General features: G+C 71.3%; 18 protein-coding genes. 5 read left to right on the forward strand and 13 right to left on the reverse strand.

What is annotated here, in order from left to right; all coding sequences use genetic code 11:
- Window positions 1–67 precede the first annotated feature (67 nt).
- From ACY0PA_RS39585 to ACY0PA_RS39600, 4 genes are all read right to left on the reverse strand, one after another.
- Window positions 68–532, reverse strand: coding sequence for an NUDIX hydrolase (locus tag ACY0PA_RS39585; protein WP_473082173.1), 465 nt, complete (start codon window positions 530–532; stop codon window positions 68–70).
- Window positions 533–614: 82 nt separating this feature from the next.
- A complete protein-coding gene (locus tag ACY0PA_RS39590; RefSeq protein ID WP_473082174.1) occupies window positions 615–1,901 on the reverse strand; it encodes a cation:proton antiporter in 1,287 nt (428 codons plus the stop codon).
- 4 nt (window positions 1,902–1,905) lie between these two features.
- Complete coding sequence (locus ACY0PA_RS39595) at window positions 1,906–2,391, reverse strand: cation:proton antiporter regulatory subunit (protein WP_473082175.1); 486 nt, start codon at window positions 2,389–2,391, stop codon at window positions 1,906–1,908.
- 105 nt (window positions 2,392–2,496) lie between these two features.
- Window positions 2,497–4,038: an ATP-dependent DNA ligase gene (locus ACY0PA_RS39600; protein ID WP_473082176.1), complete on the reverse strand. Its 1,542-nt coding sequence runs from the start codon at window positions 4,036–4,038 to the stop codon at window positions 2,497–2,499.
- 197 nt (window positions 4,039–4,235) lie between these two features.
- Between ACY0PA_RS39600 and ACY0PA_RS39605 the strand changes: the two genes are divergently transcribed.
- From ACY0PA_RS39605 to ACY0PA_RS39615, 3 genes are all read left to right on the forward strand, one after another.
- Entirely contained in the window at window positions 4,236–4,319 is an 84-nt protein-coding gene (locus ACY0PA_RS39605) for a putative leader peptide (RefSeq protein WP_351255852.1), read from the forward strand.
- Between the two features lie 228 nt (window positions 4,320–4,547).
- Complete coding sequence (gene ssuE, locus ACY0PA_RS39610) at window positions 4,548–5,108, forward strand: NADPH-dependent FMN reductase (RefSeq protein WP_473082177.1); 561 nt, start codon at window positions 4,548–4,550, stop codon at window positions 5,106–5,108.
- Window positions 5,109–5,177: 69 nt separating this feature from the next.
- On the forward strand, window positions 5,178–6,323 hold the full coding sequence (locus tag ACY0PA_RS39615) for an LLM class flavin-dependent oxidoreductase (RefSeq protein ID WP_473082178.1): 1,146 nt from the start codon (window positions 5,178–5,180) through the stop codon (window positions 6,321–6,323).
- A 40-nt stretch (window positions 6,324–6,363) separates the two neighbouring features.
- Here ACY0PA_RS39615 and ACY0PA_RS39620 read toward each other — a convergent pair whose 3' ends face one another.
- Together ACY0PA_RS39620 and ACY0PA_RS39625 are read right to left on the reverse strand one after the other, a co-directional pair.
- On the reverse strand, window positions 6,364–7,887 hold the full coding sequence (locus tag ACY0PA_RS39620) for an MFS transporter (RefSeq protein WP_473082179.1): 1,524 nt from the start codon (window positions 7,885–7,887) through the stop codon (window positions 6,364–6,366).
- Between the two features lie 174 nt (window positions 7,888–8,061).
- A complete protein-coding gene (locus tag ACY0PA_RS39625; RefSeq protein WP_473082180.1) occupies window positions 8,062–8,553 on the reverse strand; it encodes a glutathione peroxidase in 492 nt (163 codons plus the stop codon).
- A gap of 116 nt (window positions 8,554–8,669) precedes the next feature.
- Here ACY0PA_RS39625 and ACY0PA_RS39630 point away from each other — a divergent pair, with 116 nt between their 5' ends.
- A complete protein-coding gene (locus ACY0PA_RS39630; RefSeq protein WP_473082181.1) occupies window positions 8,670–9,755 on the forward strand; it encodes an S-(hydroxymethyl)mycothiol dehydrogenase in 1,086 nt (361 codons plus the stop codon).
- On the forward strand, window positions 9,755–10,387 hold the full coding sequence (locus ACY0PA_RS39635) for an MBL fold metallo-hydrolase (protein WP_473082182.1): 633 nt from the start codon (window positions 9,755–9,757) through the stop codon (window positions 10,385–10,387). Before ACY0PA_RS39630 ends, ACY0PA_RS39635 begins: the two co-directional genes overlap by 1 nt.
- Before the next feature lie 97 nt (window positions 10,388–10,484).
- Here ACY0PA_RS39635 and ACY0PA_RS39640 read toward each other — a convergent pair whose 3' ends face one another.
- From ACY0PA_RS39640 to ACY0PA_RS39670, 7 genes are all read right to left on the reverse strand, one after another.
- Complete coding sequence (locus ACY0PA_RS39640) at window positions 10,485–10,886, reverse strand: ATP-binding protein (RefSeq protein WP_473082183.1); 402 nt, start codon at window positions 10,884–10,886, stop codon at window positions 10,485–10,487.
- Between the two features lie 5 nt (window positions 10,887–10,891).
- Window positions 10,892–11,467 (reverse strand): VanZ family protein, encoded by a 576-nt coding sequence (locus ACY0PA_RS39645; protein WP_473082184.1) that lies wholly within the window; start codon window positions 11,465–11,467, stop codon window positions 10,892–10,894.
- A gap of 164 nt (window positions 11,468–11,631) precedes the next feature.
- Window positions 11,632–11,916, reverse strand: coding sequence for a hypothetical protein (locus ACY0PA_RS39650; RefSeq protein ID WP_473082185.1), 285 nt, complete (start codon window positions 11,914–11,916; stop codon window positions 11,632–11,634).
- Between the two features lie 151 nt (window positions 11,917–12,067).
- A complete protein-coding gene (locus tag ACY0PA_RS39655; RefSeq protein ID WP_473082186.1) occupies window positions 12,068–13,156 on the reverse strand; it encodes an acyltransferase family protein in 1,089 nt (362 codons plus the stop codon).
- A gap of 295 nt (window positions 13,157–13,451) precedes the next feature.
- A complete protein-coding gene (locus ACY0PA_RS39660) occupies window positions 13,452–14,474 on the reverse strand; it encodes a PhlD (RefSeq protein ID WP_473086578.1) in 1,023 nt (340 codons plus the stop codon).
- 79 nt (window positions 14,475–14,553) lie between these two features.
- Window positions 14,554–15,390 carry an MmyB family transcriptional regulator gene (locus tag ACY0PA_RS39665; RefSeq protein WP_473082187.1) on the reverse strand — a complete coding sequence of 279 codons (837 nt, stop codon included), beginning with the start codon at window positions 15,388–15,390 and terminating at the stop codon, window positions 14,554–14,556.
- A 501-nt stretch (window positions 15,391–15,891) separates the two neighbouring features.
- The gene (locus tag ACY0PA_RS39670) at window positions 15,892–16,947 is read right to left on the reverse strand and encodes a hypothetical protein (protein ID WP_473082188.1); all 1,056 of its coding nucleotides are present in this window, start codon (window positions 16,945–16,947) and stop codon (window positions 15,892–15,894) included.
- Between the last annotated feature and the right edge of the window lie 45 nt (window positions 16,948–16,992).

Genomic DNA, 16,992 nt, shown 5'->3' on the forward strand with positions numbered 1-16,992 from the left:
CTTCGACCTTGCCGCGCCACGTCGAGCCGCGCAACGCGGACGGACCGTGTACCCGGTGGTACGGCCGTCAGACGTGCTCGGCGAGCCGGTCGAGGAAGACGGTCTGCGCCTGCACCACAAGGGGACGCGCCGCGTCGAGCCCGAGCCAGGCCACGCGGTCCAGCTCGGAGAACTCGGCCATGCGCCCCGAGCCCTTCGGCCACTCCATCGTGAACGTGCCGGGCACGAATCCGTCCAGGTCGAGGTCACCTTCCACGGCCCACACGGTGACGTGCTTGCCGCCGGACTGCACGATGTCGCCGAGCGGCAGGGGCGTGCCGTCGGGCGGGGCAAGCCCCAGTTCCTCCTGGAACTCCCTGCGCGCCGCCGCCCACGGCTCCTCGTCGTCCTCGTACTCGCCCTTCGGCACGGTCCACGCCCCGGCCTTGCGCCGCTCCCAGAACGGGCCGCCCATGTGTCCGAGCAGCACCTCGGTACCGGCGGCCGTGCGCCGGAACAGGAGCAGGCCCGCGCTCTGCTTCTTGTACGCCATGGGACCAGTGTCGGCGCGCCACATGGGAACGGCGCTCTCCGTGCGGCCCTCCGGACGGCCGACGACCGGGCGGGTGGCCGGATCAGGACGAGGAGTTCGAGGCCCGCCCGGACTGCGCCTCCGCCTCGGGACCGACCGGATCCTGGGCGTCCCGCGGCGCGGGCACGCTCCCCGCGCCCGCGGTGACCGCCGCGGCCGGTGCGTCGCCGCGCCGCCGCCACCGCGACACGCGCACGGCGACGGGCTCGGTGAAGCGCGCCGTCAGCGGTCCGACGATGACGAGGATCAGGACGTACGCGGTCGCCAGCGGACCGAGCCTGGGCTCGATCCCGGCCGTGACCGCCAGGCCCGCGATGACGATGGAGAACTCGCCGCGCGCCACGAGAGCGCCGCCGGCACGCCAGCGGCCCTTGACGGAGATCTTCGCCCGCCGCGCCGCCCAGTAGCCGGTGGCGATCTTCGTGCAGGCCGTGACGACCGCGAGAGCGAGCGCCGGAAGCAGGACCGGCGGAATGCTCGCGGGGTCGGTGTGCAGGCCGAAGAAGACGAAGAACACGGCGGCGAACAGGTCGCGCAGCGGCAGCAGCAGCGAGTGGGCGCCCTCGGCGACCTCACCGGACAGGGCGATGCCGACGAGGAACGCGCCGACCGCCGCCGACACCTGGAGCTGCTGCGCGATCCCGGCGACCAGGATCGTCAGGCCGAGCACCACCAGGAGCAGCTTCTCCGGGTCGTCGCTGGAGACGAACCGGGAGATGTGCCGCCCGTACCGCACGGCGAGGAACAGGACGAGGCCGGCGGCCCCGAGCGCGATGGCCAGGGTGACACCGCCCGCCGCCCAGCCGACACCGGCGAGCAGCGCCGTGATGATCGGCAGATAGACCGCCATCGCCAGGTCCTCGAGGACGAGGATGCTGAGGATCACCGGTGTCTCCCGGTTGCCGACCCGGCCGAGGTCGCCGAGCACCTTGGCGATCACACCCGATGACGAGATCCAGGTGACACCGGCGAGGACGACGGCCGCCACCGGGCCCCAGCCCATGAGCAGCGCGGCCGCGGCGCCGGGCAGTGCGTTGAACGCGCAGTCGACGAGGCCCGCCGGGTACTGCGTCTTGAGGTTGCTGACGAGATCGCTGGCCGTGTATTCCAGGCCGAGCATCAGCAGCAGCAGGATGACGCCGATCTCGGCGCCGATCGCCACGAACTCCTCGCTCGCGCCGAGCGGGAGCAGCCCGCCCTCGCCGAACGCGAGGCCCGCGAGGAGGTAGAGGGGGATGGGTGAGAACCGGAACCGCCCGGCGAATCTGCCCAGGAGGCCGAGCGCGAGGATGATCGCCCCGAATTCGATGAGGAACACCGCGGAGTGCATCCGATCACTCCCTTCCGAGTATCGTCGCCGCCGCTTCCACGCCCTCGCGGGTGCCGATGGCGATCACGGTGTCCCCGCCGGAGAGCCGGAAGTCGGGGGTGGGCGACGGGATCGCTTCGGCGCGCCGCAGCACGGCCACGATCGAGGCGCCGGTCTCTGTACGCAGCTGCGTCTCGCCGAGCAGGCGCCCGTTCCAGTGCGAGGTCGCGCCGATCTCGATGCGCTCGGCGACGAGGCCCAGATCGGTGGTGTGCAGCAGGTTCGGGCTGTGGTGGGACGGCATCAGCGCGTCGATCAGCGCGGCCGCCTCACCGGACGTCAGCTTCAGCGACAGGTCGCAGGCGTCCGGGTCGTCGGTCCGGTAGGCGCTCAGGGTGCGCCCGCCGTCCCGGTGCGCGACGACCGACACCTGGCGTTGGTCGCGGGTGGTCAGGTCGTACCGGAAGCCGATCCCCGGCAGTGGCGTGCGGCTCAGACGTGAAGCGGGCACAGCTCTCCCCTTGTCCGTGCTTGTCCTGGGTGTGCATGGCGCCTGCAGGTACCGGGCGCCGGTGTCACCCTATCGGCCCCAATATTTGGCAAAGAAACGGTCTTGTCACGGGACCGGGTGCGCGGCGAGCACCGTCTCGACCGTGTCCGCGTCCTCGGCCGTCTTGTCCTCGCGGTACCGCACCACGCGCGCGAAGCGCAGCGTGACGCCGGCCGGGTAGCGGGTGGACTTCTGCAGACCGTCGTAGGCGATCTCCACGACCAACTCGGGCCGCACCGTGACGACATGTCCGTCGTCGCTCGTGGCCAGCTCCCGCAGCCGCTCCGTCTGCCAAGCGAGCAGCGCGTCCGTGAGCCCCTTGAACGTCTTGCCCAGCATCGCGAAGGAGCCGTCCGGCCTGCGCGCACCGAGGTGCAGATTCGACAGCTTGCCCGTCCGCCGGCCGTGCCCCCACTCCGCCGCGAGCACCACCAGGTCCAGCGTGTGTACGGGCTTCACCTTCAGCCAGGACGCGCCGCGCCGCCCCGCGCTGTACGGGGCGTCGAGCCCTTTCACGACGACGCCCTCATGACCGCGGCGCAGGGCGTCGGCGAAGAACGCTTCGGCCGCCGCACGGCCCGCCGCGTCCTCCCCGTCCGGAACGACGACGTGGCGCACCCGCATCACCTTCGGCACGAGCCGCGCCAGGCGCGCGTGGCGCTCGGCGAACGGCAGATCGAGCAGCTCGTCCCCGCCGGCGTACAAGACGTCGAAGAACACCGGCACCACGGGTACGGACCCGGCGGCCGTCACCACGTCCACCCGCGAACCCACACGGCTCGCGATCTCCTGGAACGGGCGCGGCCGGCCGTCCCCGTCGAGCGCGATGACCTCCCCGTCGAGGATGAAGCGGTCCCCGTCGAGCCCGGCCGCCGCGGCGGTGACCTCGGGCAGCCGGTCGGTGATGTCGTCGAGCGTGCGCGTGTAGACGCGTACGACGTCGCTGTCGCGGTGGACCTGTACGCGGATGCCGTCCAGCTTCTCCTCCACCGCGCACGCCCCGAGCCTGTCCACGGCCTCCCCGACCGAGGACGCGCTGTGCGCCAGCATCGGGAACACCGGGCGCCCGACGGTCAGCTGGAACTGGCTCAGCGCGTCCGGGCCCTCGGCCAGCAGGGCCTGCGCCACCACCTGGAGCGACCCGGTCAGCATCACCGCGCGCCGCACCTCCTCCGGCGGCGCGCCGGTCGCCTGCGCCAGCCCCTCCAGAGCCACCGCGTCGAGCGCTCCCTGCCGCACCTCGCCGGTGAGCAGACCGAACAGGAACCGCTGCTCATCCTCGGTTGCGGCGCCCATCAACTCCCCGACGAGACGGGTCCGTTCGGCCTGCGACCCCGCGCCTGCCACATCGCCGAGCGCGGTCAGCGCGGCGTCGACGTCCTGGACCGTCAGCCGGGGCTGCGCGGCCGGCGCCACCGGATCGCGCAGCACCCGCCACCCGACGCCGAGACGCCCCTGCGGGAGGCGTCCCGCCAGGTAAGGGATCACGATCGGTACGTCGTCCGGCTCCGCCGCCCGGAAGAGCTCGGCGAGCAGCGCGATCTTCCGCGACCGCGCCCTGGTGGCCGCGACCTCCTGGGACACCTGTGCGAGCCGGGAGAACAGCATGCAGCCATCGTGCACCGGGTCGCGCTGCGGCGCACGAGGGTACGGGCTCCCGCCAATAAACCGCGCTCACCAAGGGATTCCCGAAAGGGACTCACCCTTCGTGTCTATTCTTCCGTCATCGGAAGTCCGTTCCGCGATGCGAGACCGGCACGGAGAATTCTTGACTGGCGCGACGCGCCCCTGGTTGGATCGGTGGCATGAACACGAGACTGGACCTCACGCGGCGACGCCATGTCGACCTCGCGCGCGTTTCCAGCTCCTTCTGTTGCCGCGCCCTCTGACGAGCCACACGCGCCCCGGCGACCAGGCCGCCTCCGCGGCGACCGCCATCGTCGAACCTCCACCGTGCCGATCGTTTTCCGCACGGCTTCCCACCGCACCGCACTGAACCGCACCGCGTATTCGGCATGCGCGAATTCCTGAATTTCGGCACTCCTGCGTTTCCCGCGTTCGCGCCTTTCGCGGTGCCCGCATTCCACGTGCCGAATTCCAGTCCGAAGGGTCCCGTCATGGCCACCGTCCTCTCCATTTCCGGAAGCCCCTCCGCCACCTCCCGCACGGCGCGACTCCTGCGCCACCTCGACGCGCGGCTCGAAGAGCAGGGCCACGACGTCCATGCGCTCGACGTCCGCACCCTGCCCGCCGAGGCGCTCCTCCGCGCGGACTTCGCCCACCCGGCCATCGTCGAGGCGACCGAGCTCCTCGCCCGCGCCGACGGGGTCGTCGTCGCGACGCCCGTCTACAAGGCCGCGTACTCCGGGCTCCTCAAGGCCCTCCTCGACCTCCTGCCGCAGTACGGACTCGACGGCAAGACCGTGCTGCCGCTCGCCACCGGCGGCACCACCGCCCATGTCCTCGCGCTCGACTACGCCCTGCGGCCCGTCCTCAACTCCATGGGCGCCGACCACATCGTCCAGGGGTGGTTCACCCTCGACAAGGACATCACCATCGCCCCGGATGGCACGGTCGGCGTCGCGCCGGGGCCGGCCGAGGCGCTCAGCCGCGTCGTCGACCAGTTCTCCGGCGCGCTCACGCGCACCGCGAGGCCCCTGCTCGCCGCGGCGACCTGACCCGTCAACTCCCGCCCAGTCAGGGCCGGTTGACAGCCTGTTGTAGTCCCTTGCGATCGGAGCCCGCCCGTGTCCCTCACCTTCCACTGGTTCCTGCCGACCAACGGCGACAGCCGCCACGTCGTCGGCGGCGGCCACGGCACACCCGTGACCGCGGCGGGCGGTGACCGGCCCCCGTCCATCGGCTATCTCACGCAGATCGCCCGCGCCGCCGAGGACCTCGGCTTCGTCGGCGCGCTGACACCCACCGGCGCCTGGTGCGAGGACGCGTGGCTGACCACCGCCATGCTCAGCCAGCAGACCGAGCGCCTGAAGTTCCTCGTCGCGTTCCGGCCCGGTTTCGTCTCACCCACGCTGGCCGCGCAGATGGCGTCCACGTACCAGCGCCAGACCGGCGGCAGGCTTCTGCTGAACGTCGTGACGGGCGGCGAGAGCCGCGAGCAGCGCGCCTACGGCGACTTCCTCGACAAGGAATCCCGGTACGCGCGCACCGGTGAATTCCTGGAGATCGTCCGGGGACTGTGGGCCGGCGACACCGTCGATCTCGCGGGCGCACACCTCCAGGTGCAGGACGCCCGGCTCGCCCGGCTGCCCGACCCGGTTCCCGAGGTGTACTTCGGTGGCTCCTCGCCCGTCGCGGGGGAGATCGCGGCGCGGCACAGCGATGTCTACCTCACCTGGGGCGAGCCGCCCGCGCAGGTCGCCGAGAAGATCGCCTGGATCCGCGGCCTCGCCGAGAAGGAGGGCCGCACCGTCCGCTTCGGGATCCGGCTGCACGTCATCACGCGCGACACCGCCGAGCAGGCCTGGGCGGAGGCCGACCGGCTCCTCCAGGGCTTCGACCCGGCCACCGTCAGGTCCGTCCAGGAGGGGCTGGCGCGCAGCGAGTCCGAGGGCCAGCAGCGCATGCTCGCCCTGCACGGCGGAAGCTCCAGCAGCCTGGAGATCCACCCGAACCTGTGGGCCGGCATCGGCCTCGTACGCGGCGGCGCCGGTACCGCGCTGGTCGGCAGCCATGACGAGGTCGCCGACCGCGTCGAGGAGTACCACCGCCTCGGCATCGACGAGTTCGTGCTCTCCGGATACCCGCACCTGGAGGAGGCGTACTGGTTCGGGGAGGGCGTCCTGCCACGGCTGCAGGCCCGCGGGCTCTGGGCACACCCGCACAAGGAAGCCGCAGCCCTGGCGGCACCCCAGGTCCCGTTCGGGAGCTGAGCCGAAGCCGGGTCGCACTGCCCTGCCGCGCGGCGGCGAGCTACAGGACGTTCCCCCGGTCCCGTTTGTGCGGCCCGGGCTCCAACGCCGGTGCCGCCACGCCCAGATGCGAGCGGCACTGCGGCTTCGGAGCCTCCTCCAGCCGCGGCCGGACCGCCGCCGGACGGATGAACACGACGGCCGTCGCCGACCCCAGCGCGAACAGCAGGGCACACCCCATGGCCGCCCGGTGGAACGACGTGTTGACGGAGTCCGGCTGCGTGTACGCGTCCCCGGACAGCCCGACCGCCAGCGGCAGCGCCGCCACCACGAGGAGCTGCGCGATCCGGGCCGCCGTGTTGTTGACGCCGCTGGCGAGCCCGGCGCGGCCCGGCTCGACCGACGCCAGGACCGTGGCAGTGAGAGGCGCGACGAACACGCTCATGCCCAGGCCGAGCACCGCCACCGCGGGCAGCACATCGGCCACGTACGACGCACCGGGCTCGATCCGCAGCATCAGGAGCAGGCCCACCGCCGCGATCAGCGGCCCGGCGACCAGAGGCGGCGTCGGCCCGACACGGCGCGCGAGATCGCCCGCGCGGGGGGAGAGGAGCAGCATCAGGACGGTGATCGGCAGCGTCGCCATACCGGCCTCCAGCGCGCTGTAGCCGAGCGCGATCTGGAGCTGTACGGGCATGAGGAACAGGATGCCGCCGATCCCCGCGTACAGGCACAGCGTCATCGCGTTGGCCGCGCTGAACAGCCGGGAGCGGAACAGCGAGGGCGGCAGCATCGGCTCGGCGCGCCGGTGCTCCACGACGACGAAGGCGATGCCGGCCGCGACACCCAGTACGGCGGGCAGCGCCGTCGACACGAGGGACGCGCCGCCGGACGACCCGATCAGCGCGTAACTGACGCCCACCAGGCACAGGGCGGCGAGCGAGGCGCCCGCCATGTCGAAGCGGGTCCCGGCGACCCCGGCCTCACGGCTCTCCGGCACGTGCCGCACCGCGATCAGCAGCACGATCACGCCCAGCGGCACATTGATCAGGAAGATCCACCGCCACCCGGGTCCATCGATCAGATACCCGCCGAGGAACGGTCCGAGCGCCCCCGCCACACCCGTGAGCCCCGACCACGCGCCCACGGCCCGCGACTGGTCCTCGGGGCAGAACGAGGACCGTACGAGGGCCAGCGACCCGGGAGTGAGAAGCGCACCGCCCACTCCTTGCAACGCGCGGGCCGCGATGAGCACACCCTGGTCGGGGGCGAGCCCGCACAGCGCCGACGCGATCGCGAACCAGGCCACGCCGAGCACGAGAGTGCGCCGCCGCCCGATCCGGTCGCCGAGCGCTCCGCCCCACAGGAGCAGGGCGGACAGCGTCAGCATGTAGGCGTTCACGACCCACTGGAGGCTCGACAGGGAGGCGTCGAGGTCGCGGCCGATGGTCGGCAGGGCGACATTCACCACCGTGCCGTCGAGCATCGCCATCCCGGAGGCCAGGACGACACAGGCGAGGATCCAGCGACCCCTGGCGGAGGAGAGCCGGATTCCGGGGGCGGACTCGACGGGTTCGGGCGTCATCGCAGCCATTGTCGTGGACGCGGGGGAGCGGCGCGAGGCCGCGCCGCGAGCGAGCCGTTCCGCCGCGCCGTCTTCGCGCCCGACCCGGTCGGCCACGGAGCCTGCGACAAACCCCACGCCGACTGCTCGGAGCGGGGCATGACGGAGGCCGACGAGCGGAGTAGCGCGTAGCCGCTACCTGGGAAGGTTGGCCTCGATCGCGGCGAGCACCTCGGGGGCGTCCGGCACGACCTGCGGCGAGAAGCGGGCGACGACCTCGCCCTTGGGGGAGAGCACGAACTTCTCGAAGTTCCAGCGGATGTCCCCGTCGTGGCCCTCCGCGTCCGCCGTGGTGACCAGACGCTCGTACAGCGGGTGGCGCGCGTCGCCGTTCACCTCGACCTTCTCGGTCATCGGGAACGTCACGCCGTACGTCGCCGAGCAGAACTCGGCGATCTCCTCGGCGCTGCCGGGCTCCTGGCCCATGAACTGGTTGCAGGGGACCCCGAGCACGCTGAAGCCGCGGCCCGCGTACTCGGCGTGGAGCTGCTCCAGCGCCGCGTACTGCGGGGTGAGGCCGCACTTCGAGGCCACATTGACGATGAGGACGGCCTTGCCCTCGTACTGGGGGAGGTCGGCGGGGCCGCCCTGGAGGGCGGCGATCTCGACATTCTCGTAGACAGACATGCTTCGGATGCTAGCGACCCGTGCGGTCGCGCTCCTCGTCACCCCGCCCCGGATCGGGGGCCCATCTGTGAAGATGGCGAAGAACGATGCGACGAGCGAGTGGAGGGCTGATCGTCATGGCGCAGCAGGTGCGAGGCGTGATCGCGCGGGCCAAGGGAGAGCCGGTGCGGATCGAGACGATCGTCGTGCCGGATCCCGGGCCCGGGGAGGCCGTGGTCAAGATTCAGGCGTGCGGGGTCTGTCACACCGACCTGCACTACCGGGAGGGCGGCATCAACGACGAGTTCCCGTTCCTGCTCGGTCATGAGGCGGCCGGCGTCGTCGAGGCGGTCGGTGACGGGGTCACCGAGGTCGCGCCGGGCGACTTCGTGATCCTCAACTGGCGTGCCGTGTGCGGCCAGTGCCGCGCCTGCCTGCGCGGGCGCCCCCAGTACTGCTTCGACACGCACAACGCGAAGCAGAAGATGACGCTCCTCGACGGCACGGAGCTCTCGCCCGCGCTCGGGATCGGCGCGTTCGCCGACAAGACGCTCGTCGCCGCCGGGCAGTGCACCAAGGTCGACCCCAAGGCGTCGCCCGCCGCAGCGGGTCTGCTCGGCTGCGGCGTCATGGCCGGTCTCGGCGCCGCCATCAACACCGGCAACGTGGGCCGCGGCGACTCCGTCGCCGTCATCGGCTGCGGCGGGGTCGGCGCGGCGGCCGTGACCGGCGCCCACCTCGCCGGCGCCGGGAAGATCATCGCCATCGACATCGACGACAAGAAACTGGCGACGGCCAGGAAGCTCGGCGCCACGCACACCGTCAACTCCCGCTCCGCCGACCCGGTCGAGGCCGTACGCGAGCTGACCGGAGGGTTCGGCGCCGACGTCGTCATCGAGGCGGTCGGCCGCCCGGAGACCTACAAGCAGGCCTTCTACGCCCGCGACCTCGCCGGAACCGTCGTCCTCGTCGGCGTCCCCACGCCCGAGATGCAGCTCGAACTGCCCCTGCTCGACGTATTCGGGCGCGGCGGCGCGCTCAAGTCGTCCTGGTACGGCGACTGTCTGCCCTCGCGCGACTTCCCGATGCTGATCGACCTCTACCGGCAGGGCCGGCTCGACCTCGACACGTTCGTGACCGAGACGATCGCCCTGGAGGACGTGGAGAAGGCGTTCGAGCGAATGCACCACGGCGACGTGCTGCGCTCGGTGGTGATCTTCTGATGGCGGGCGCGCGGATCGAACACCTCGTCACGTCCGGCACGTTCTCCCTCGACGGGGGCACCTGGGACGTCGACAACAACGTATGGCTCGTCGGGGACGACAGCGAGGTCGTCGTGATCGACGCGGCGCACGACGCCGACGCGATCGCCGAGGCCGTGGGCGACCGGCGGCTCGTCGCCGTCGTGTGCACCCACGCGCACGACGACCACATCGACGCGGCACCCGCGCTCGCCGAGCGCACCGGGGCGCCCATCCTCCTGCACCCCGCGGACACGGAGCTGTGGAAGCAGAAGCACCCCGACCGCACGCCTGACGGCGAACTCGCCGATGGTCAGCAACTTGCCGTGGCGGGCGTGGAGTTGACCGTGCTGCACACGCCGGGGCACTGCCACGGCGCGGTCAGCCTGTACGCGCCGGAACTCGGCGCCGTCTTCACGGGGGACACCCTGTTCGCGGGTGGCCCGGGTGCGACGGGGCGGTCGTTCAGCGACTTCCCGACCATCGTCGAGTCGATCAGGGAGCGGCTCCTCATGCTGCCGCCGGAGACCGTCGTACGGACGGGGCACGGCGACAGCACGACGATCGGGGCGGAGGCGCCCCACCTGGAGGAGTGGATCGCCAGGGGGCACTGAGCCGGGCGATCAGGCCGGAATTTCAGGCCGGACGTTCAGGCCGGTCGATCAGGCCGGGCGGCAGACGGAGTGCTGCCGCCCGGGTGCTCCCCGGCCGTCAGGGGTGGGCGAGTACAGCGCGTACCGTCTTGCCGCCGTACGGGTCCGGGACCACGCACATACGGCGCGACAGCGCGTCGACGAGCGGGATGCCGCGGCCCGACTCCGCTGACATCGAAGCCGGCTTGAGGCGCGGGTGGTGCGGGCTGTCGTCGTGGACCGAGACCGTCAGCTCGTCCGCGTCCAGGCACAGGCGCATCCGGCAGTGACTGTCCTTGATCCGGGCCGCGTTGGCGACCAGCTCCGAGACGACGAGCACCGCGTCGTGCGTGCCGCCGGCGCTTCGTCCCGCGAGAAAGTCCTGGGTGAGGCGGCGGGCCCAGCGGGCGGAGCCCGAGCCCTGCGGCAAGAGGTACTCCACGCGTGCGGGCCGCCGAACGGCGCGCTTGAGCGCACGCATGATGATCACTTCCTTCCGTCACCTGTGGCGCCGGGTGTTCCCCGGTAACGAGCCGCATTCCCCGGGAGCCTGATCGCCAAGCGGCTACGGCCCGAAGACCCGGCGAGGGCGTGGTAGTTGTGTCCGATGCGGCGCCCGAGCAGGAAGTAGGCGATCAGGGCGCCCGACGTATTGAGGATCACGTCGTCCACGTCGAAGGCCCGCCCCTCGACGATCGCGCCCTGCGCCAGCTCCACGAGCACCAGGACGAGCACTGTCACCGCCAGCACCCGCATCATGCGCCCCTTGCGCGCCACAAGCACCGGAAGCAGCAGCCCGAAGGGCGCGCCGAGCAGCAGATTCCCGCCGATCTGCTTGCACGCGCCGAGGAACGTGTACGACTCGGCGTACTGGCGCAGGGAGTGTCCCGGCCGCATGTTGGACCCCGCGACGTCCGCCGACGCCGGGGACGGCGTCAGGGTCAGCCGGGCGAGGACCGCGGAGAACGCCACGAGCGCCGAGAACGCGAAGCCGGCGATGAGCGCCCGGGCGACGATCCGCCCCCACGGCACCGGCTTCCGCGTCGCCGGCTTACGCGCCACCGGCTTCCGTGGCACCCGCTTCCCCGTCACCCGCTTCCGTGCGTCGCCCTTACGTTCGTGGCCCTTACGTTCCTGGCCCTTTCGCCGACGTGTCGCAGTCTGTGGGGTCATGGGGACCGGTTGCCCCGGTGGGCCCCGGCCAATCCGGCTCGGGCCTCTTCGTGTCAGGTCTTCGCCTCCGGCGGATGCGTCAGGGAGTCGAGGAACCGCTGCAGCGCGGGCGATCCTTCGCCGCAGCGGCCGCGCTCGACGTGCGGTATCGACAGCTTCCCCAGGCGCAGGTCCTGCGCCTCCATGGCCTGCGCCAAGTGCAGTCGTTCCAGGGCACGTTCGGCGGCTGTCTGACGTACGTACTCGACCACCGTCACGCCCAGGTGGTCCGCGTGCGAGCGGACCGCGTCGTACTCGTCCGGCGTGAAGAGGTCCCGCAGAAGGGCCGTACCGTCCATGGCGGCATGATGCTGCTCCCGGCCGACGCGCGTGGGCGTAGGGCATATTCACCGCCCGATCGCGTGGCGTTCGCCGCCATCGCGCGTACTGGCCCCCTCCGCCCGGGGGCCGGCTGAAAGTCCGGCTGAAGGTTCGGCGACCCGGCCCAGGCTAGGGGCGCAGGACCCGCTCGCCGGGGACGCCGGTCACCGGCGGTTCGGCCTCCCGCACCGGTTCCGTACGCCGGAACGCCCACGGCACGCGCGGCTCCACGGCGAACCGGAAGACCCACCGCACGGGAGACGTGCACAGAAGGGTGATGACGGCGACCGCCGTGGCCGTCACCGCCAGTTCGCCCGCCGGAGTGTGCAGCCATGGGTGCTCGTACCAGCCCCAGAAGCGGGACGACTTGATGAGGAAGCCGTGCAGCAGGTACGCGTACAGCGTCCCCGTGCCCAGTGTCGTGAACAGCGTCTTCCGTCCCGGCACCCACGCCAGGAAGCAGGCGCTGAGGACGACGGCGAGGGCGAACAGGGCCGGGGTCGTGACCAGTCCCGCCCAGGCGGGGGCGCCGAGGCCGGTGACGCTGCCCCGGTGGTAGAACCAGCCCGCGTCGAACCAGGGCCCCACCGCGTACGCGGCGACCAGCGCCCCGGCCGCCACGGGCAGCGCCCACAGCCGGGCCCGCCGTGTGCGCAGCCGCTCGAAGTGCTCGGGCCGCAGCGTCAGCCCGAGAACGAAGAACGGCAGGAAACCCACCACCCGCTGGAGCGCCAGGTCACCGCCCGCGTCCGGCGCCACCGACACGAGCACGGCCAACGCCAGGGCGACCGCCACCGGGTGACGCAGTTGCAGCCAGAGGGGTGTGGTGAGCCGCCAGATGAACAGCGCGACCAGGAACCACATCAGATACCAGGGGTCGAGCAGGCTGATCGGATACCCCGGATCGTCCTGCGCCCACCGGTAGAAGAGCGTGTACGCGACCTCGAACAGCACGTACGGCACCACGACCCCGCCGACAAGACGGCGCAGCCGGCCGGGCGCCATGTCGAAACTCCGGGAGAAATAGCCGGAGATGAGAGCGAACGCCGGCATATGGAAGGCGTACACGCCCAGATACACCGCCGTCACGGTGCGGCTCCCGTACGTCAGTGGTTCCCACGCGTGCCCGCATGCCACGAGCACGATCGTCAGGTATTTCGCATTGTCGAAGTACGGGTCCCGTGCTCCTGGTCCGGCCGGTCCGTGGCGCCTGTCCATCGTTCCCCTTGAGCCCCTCGCGGTGCATGACCCTGGGTGCCCTGCCCGATAGGGCCTGTTTCATGACACACTCCCGGGCGCCCTTTTTCCGACCGTTCGGAAGGTCAGGATGAGCAGCAGGAAGCTGATCTTCACGGCGGCGCGTGTGGTGACCGGTCCGGGCGGTCGCTGTGTCGAGGACGGTGCCGTTCTCAAGAACGGGGACACTGTGGTAGCAGGCCGGGAGACGCTCCGACGTCGAAGCTGGCGGACGAGCGGGACGAGCAGGGCAGGGGATGAGGAGTGGGGCGCCGTTTCAGGCGTGCCAGTAGCCGTGGAGGGCGGCGGTGGTGAAGCCGGGCCCGTAGGCGACGGCGACGCCTTTGGTTCCGGCGGCGGGAGGCGCGGTGTGGGTCCGCTCCAGGACCCGGAGAACGCTGACGCCACCGAGGTTGCCCTCCTCCGAGAGAGTGTCGGTGGAGTGCCGGGCGGCGTGGGCGTCGAGACCGAGGGCGGTGGCAGTGTCGGTGATGATGCGGGGACTGCCGGGGTGGATGACGACGAAGCCCGGAGCGCGGGTGCCGACCCAGTTCCGGAGCACGGGCAGTACGTCGTCTGTGGCCGCGAGGGCCTTCTTGGTGGAGTCGAAGTGCAGACCGTCGGTGTCGATCCGGCCGCTGTACCGGTCGAGGCTGTCCGGCAGCACGTACTCGAAACTGTCGTCGACAGCGAGACCGGGCGCCAGCGGCTCACCGCTGACGACGGTCGCTGCGGCCGAGTCGCCGAACAACGACTTGTAGATCATCGATTCGACGCTGGCGTCGTTGTGGTTGTACACGCTGGAGATCGTCTCCGCCGCCACCACCAGGACCTTGCTCCCGGGGTGTGCCGCGACGAGGTCGGCCGCCCGGATGAGGGCTTGGATGCCACCCGAGCAGGCCAGTGTCGTGAGCGCGATGCGGCGTACGGTCGGCCGTAGCCCGAGGCGGGCGACGAGATGGGCGTCGAGGTTGGGGACGGACCAGCCCGTGGAGTGGGTTGTGACGATGGCATCGATGTCTTCGCGCGCCACGCCCGTGCTGTCGAGCACCGTCAGGGCGGCCTGTTCCGCCATGGCGAGGGCATCACCGAAGGCCGCCTCGGCGCGCTCGCGTACTCCGGCCGAACCCGAGACCGTGGGGGAGTCCAGGGGGCGGGTGAAGTACCGCGTGCGCACTCCGCAGTTGGCGAGGACGCGCAGGATCAGCGTGAGTCGGGGATGCCCAGGATGACGGTTGCGTATGTCGTCGGTTATGTCCTCCGTGGTGACCTTGTGGGGTCCGAGGACGGTTCGGGGCATCGAGACGAAAGCGGACACGGTGTCTCCCACAGGGCTGGGTCGGGATGTGGGGGGTGCCGCTCAACGTACTTCACCCGGCTTAGTTCGGCCCTAGTGGATGGCGCCGGAGTATCGGCGTACGCATGTGGGAGCGGCTTGTGCCGGGATGGAAGACGAGGATGATCAGTCGAGCGCCCGGAGCGGTCATGGGCTGCGCCGCGCACATGGTCACCCAGCCGGGACCATGTACCGCGTGCATGAGAGGGCGTTCGTCCCCGTCCGGGTGGATGGAGGCGCCGCCCGACTCGTAGATGGGCGCGGCCTGGGGGTCCGCGAGGACTTCCTTCTCGATCTGGCGCAACGTTTCGTCGTGCGGCCTGGAGACGAGGGCCGCCCGAAGTTGCGGCATCACCAACGGAGCCCACGCCGTGTGCCAGTTCGTCAAGGACTTCCGGCCGTCGGGATCCATGAGCATCCAGCGCATCGTGTTCTCCGGTACCCGACTGCCGGGGAAGAGGTCGGCGAAGGGCTGGTTCCAGGCGAGGAGATCCCAGGACGCGTCCGTCACGTACGCCATGTGGCCGATGCTGTCGACCGCCTCCTGCCACACCCCGGGCACCTCCTTTCCGGAGGAGGGGTGGAGCGGCCCCGGTGGGTCCCGGAGCAAGGCGTACCGGCAGAGAAGCACCCATTCCTGCTCGTTGAGGCCGAAGAGCTGGGCGACGTCGTGCAGTAGTTCCGTGGGCGGGTTCGGGTAACTCCCCGATTCCAGCCGGTGGTACGTCCCCAGGGTGCGGTGGAGCAGTTGGTCCACCTGGTGCTGGGAGAGGCCAGGGGCGCGCCGGCCCTGGCCCGTGGGGCGGGTGAAGCCGTGGGATTCGGGGGCTATCAGGGCGCGCCGTTCACGGAGCAGGGCGCGGAGCGCCGTCTTGTTCATGGTGGGTAATCCCTTGAGGTCCACGCCGAGTTGAGCGAGTGCAGTCTAATTACTCCCATAGCCTTTGGTAATAAACATTGCCCGAAGAAAACGATCAGCCGGTGCGTCATGATGGAGCTCGTGGGGTCGGCGACCTGCTGGTTTGAACGCCAGAGGCCGCGCGGCCACGCCGATGGGACACCTGGACCGGGGCGCTCGAAAATGGCTGAATTTCCCGGTGTCGGGTATCCGTCGAACCCTCAGATCCGTTTCGGGAACAGTGCAAGGCCAGTTGTCATATTCCGATCCATGTGACCGGAAAGTGCATCGCTTGGCCCAGTTCGGGCACTTCTCCCGGGCAGATCAAGGGCTCACTGGCTGCGGCCGGTGCCGTCACTCGCCATTACGTAGCGGCCACGGTACCGGCCGCCCGCGCATGCCCAGCCGCCCAACAGCAGCCGCGCGGGCGGGCGGGCCGGCCGCAGGGCGGGGCCGGCGAACCGACACCGCCGCACGGCGCACTCACCAGGCGCCGTCCTCCACCGGCTTGCCCGCGTCCCCCAGGGGTTTGACCTGGTGTGCGCCCGGCGCCTGCCACGGCTCGTGGTCGTCGCCGAGCCACTCACCCGCGGGCTTCACCGCCCCCAGCGTGTCCGTCGGCGCGAGATCCTCCGCGCTCTCGTCGTAGTAGTCGAACCAGGGCAGCCCCGCCCTCGTGTACGCGGCGCGGTCCACCGGCGACGGCGGCGGCTCCTCGCCCGTGATGCGGCGCCAGTCCGGCGGCGTCACGAGGTGCACGAACACGCGGCCCGTGGCCGTTTCGGCCCAGTCGGACGCGGGCCGGTCATCCTGGAACACCTGCTGGCGCATCGTGCCGCCCGCGCCGAGCCCCATCGAACGCGCAGCCTGGGCCTGCGGTGCCGGCGCCGCACCCGGCGCGGCCGGCATGGGAGCGCCCCCGTAGCTGACGGATGGTCCTCCCATCCACTGCACGCCGCCGGGCGCAGGCGGCATCACCCGCGCCGCCTCCCGCTTGCGGGCCTCCTCCGCGCGCCAGGCCCCCAGCGCCGGCTCGCTCAGGGTGAAGGCCTGGAGCTGGATCCCGCCCCAGGTCTCCTCGCCGGTGACCTGGCCCTCGACCGTGGCGCCGAGCCCCAGGGGCAGCGCCACGAACTGCCGTACCGTGCCCTTCCCGGACTTGATGCCGTCCAGCCACGGCTGGCGAGGCAGCACCACGTAGTTCTGCGGATCCCGGGACAGCCGGCTGCTCCACGGCAGCCCCGAGATGGCGCACACCTTGCCCACGCCCACCTGGAGCGCGGCCGGTTCGGCCGTTCCCGCGAAGCTCAGCCACATCGCCTCGCGCAGATACATCGGAAGCATCACGCCGCCGCGCGCCCGCCACTGAGGCGGCACCGAGTCCGCGTAGTCCTCGACCCGCCGCACCGGGAACTCGCCGAGCCCCGGCGGCAGCGGATGCGTTCCGGTCTCCGGCAGGCGCAGCGTGCGCACGAACCGCACCCGCGCACCGCCCGGCAGCACCAGGCTGTTCCCGTCGACCCGCACACTCCCGGCCATGTCCGTCTCCCCTCGTCGTGCGTCTTCCTCGGTGGTACCACGACC

The organism is Streptomyces sp. DS1-CR2, from assembly GCF_055760475.1.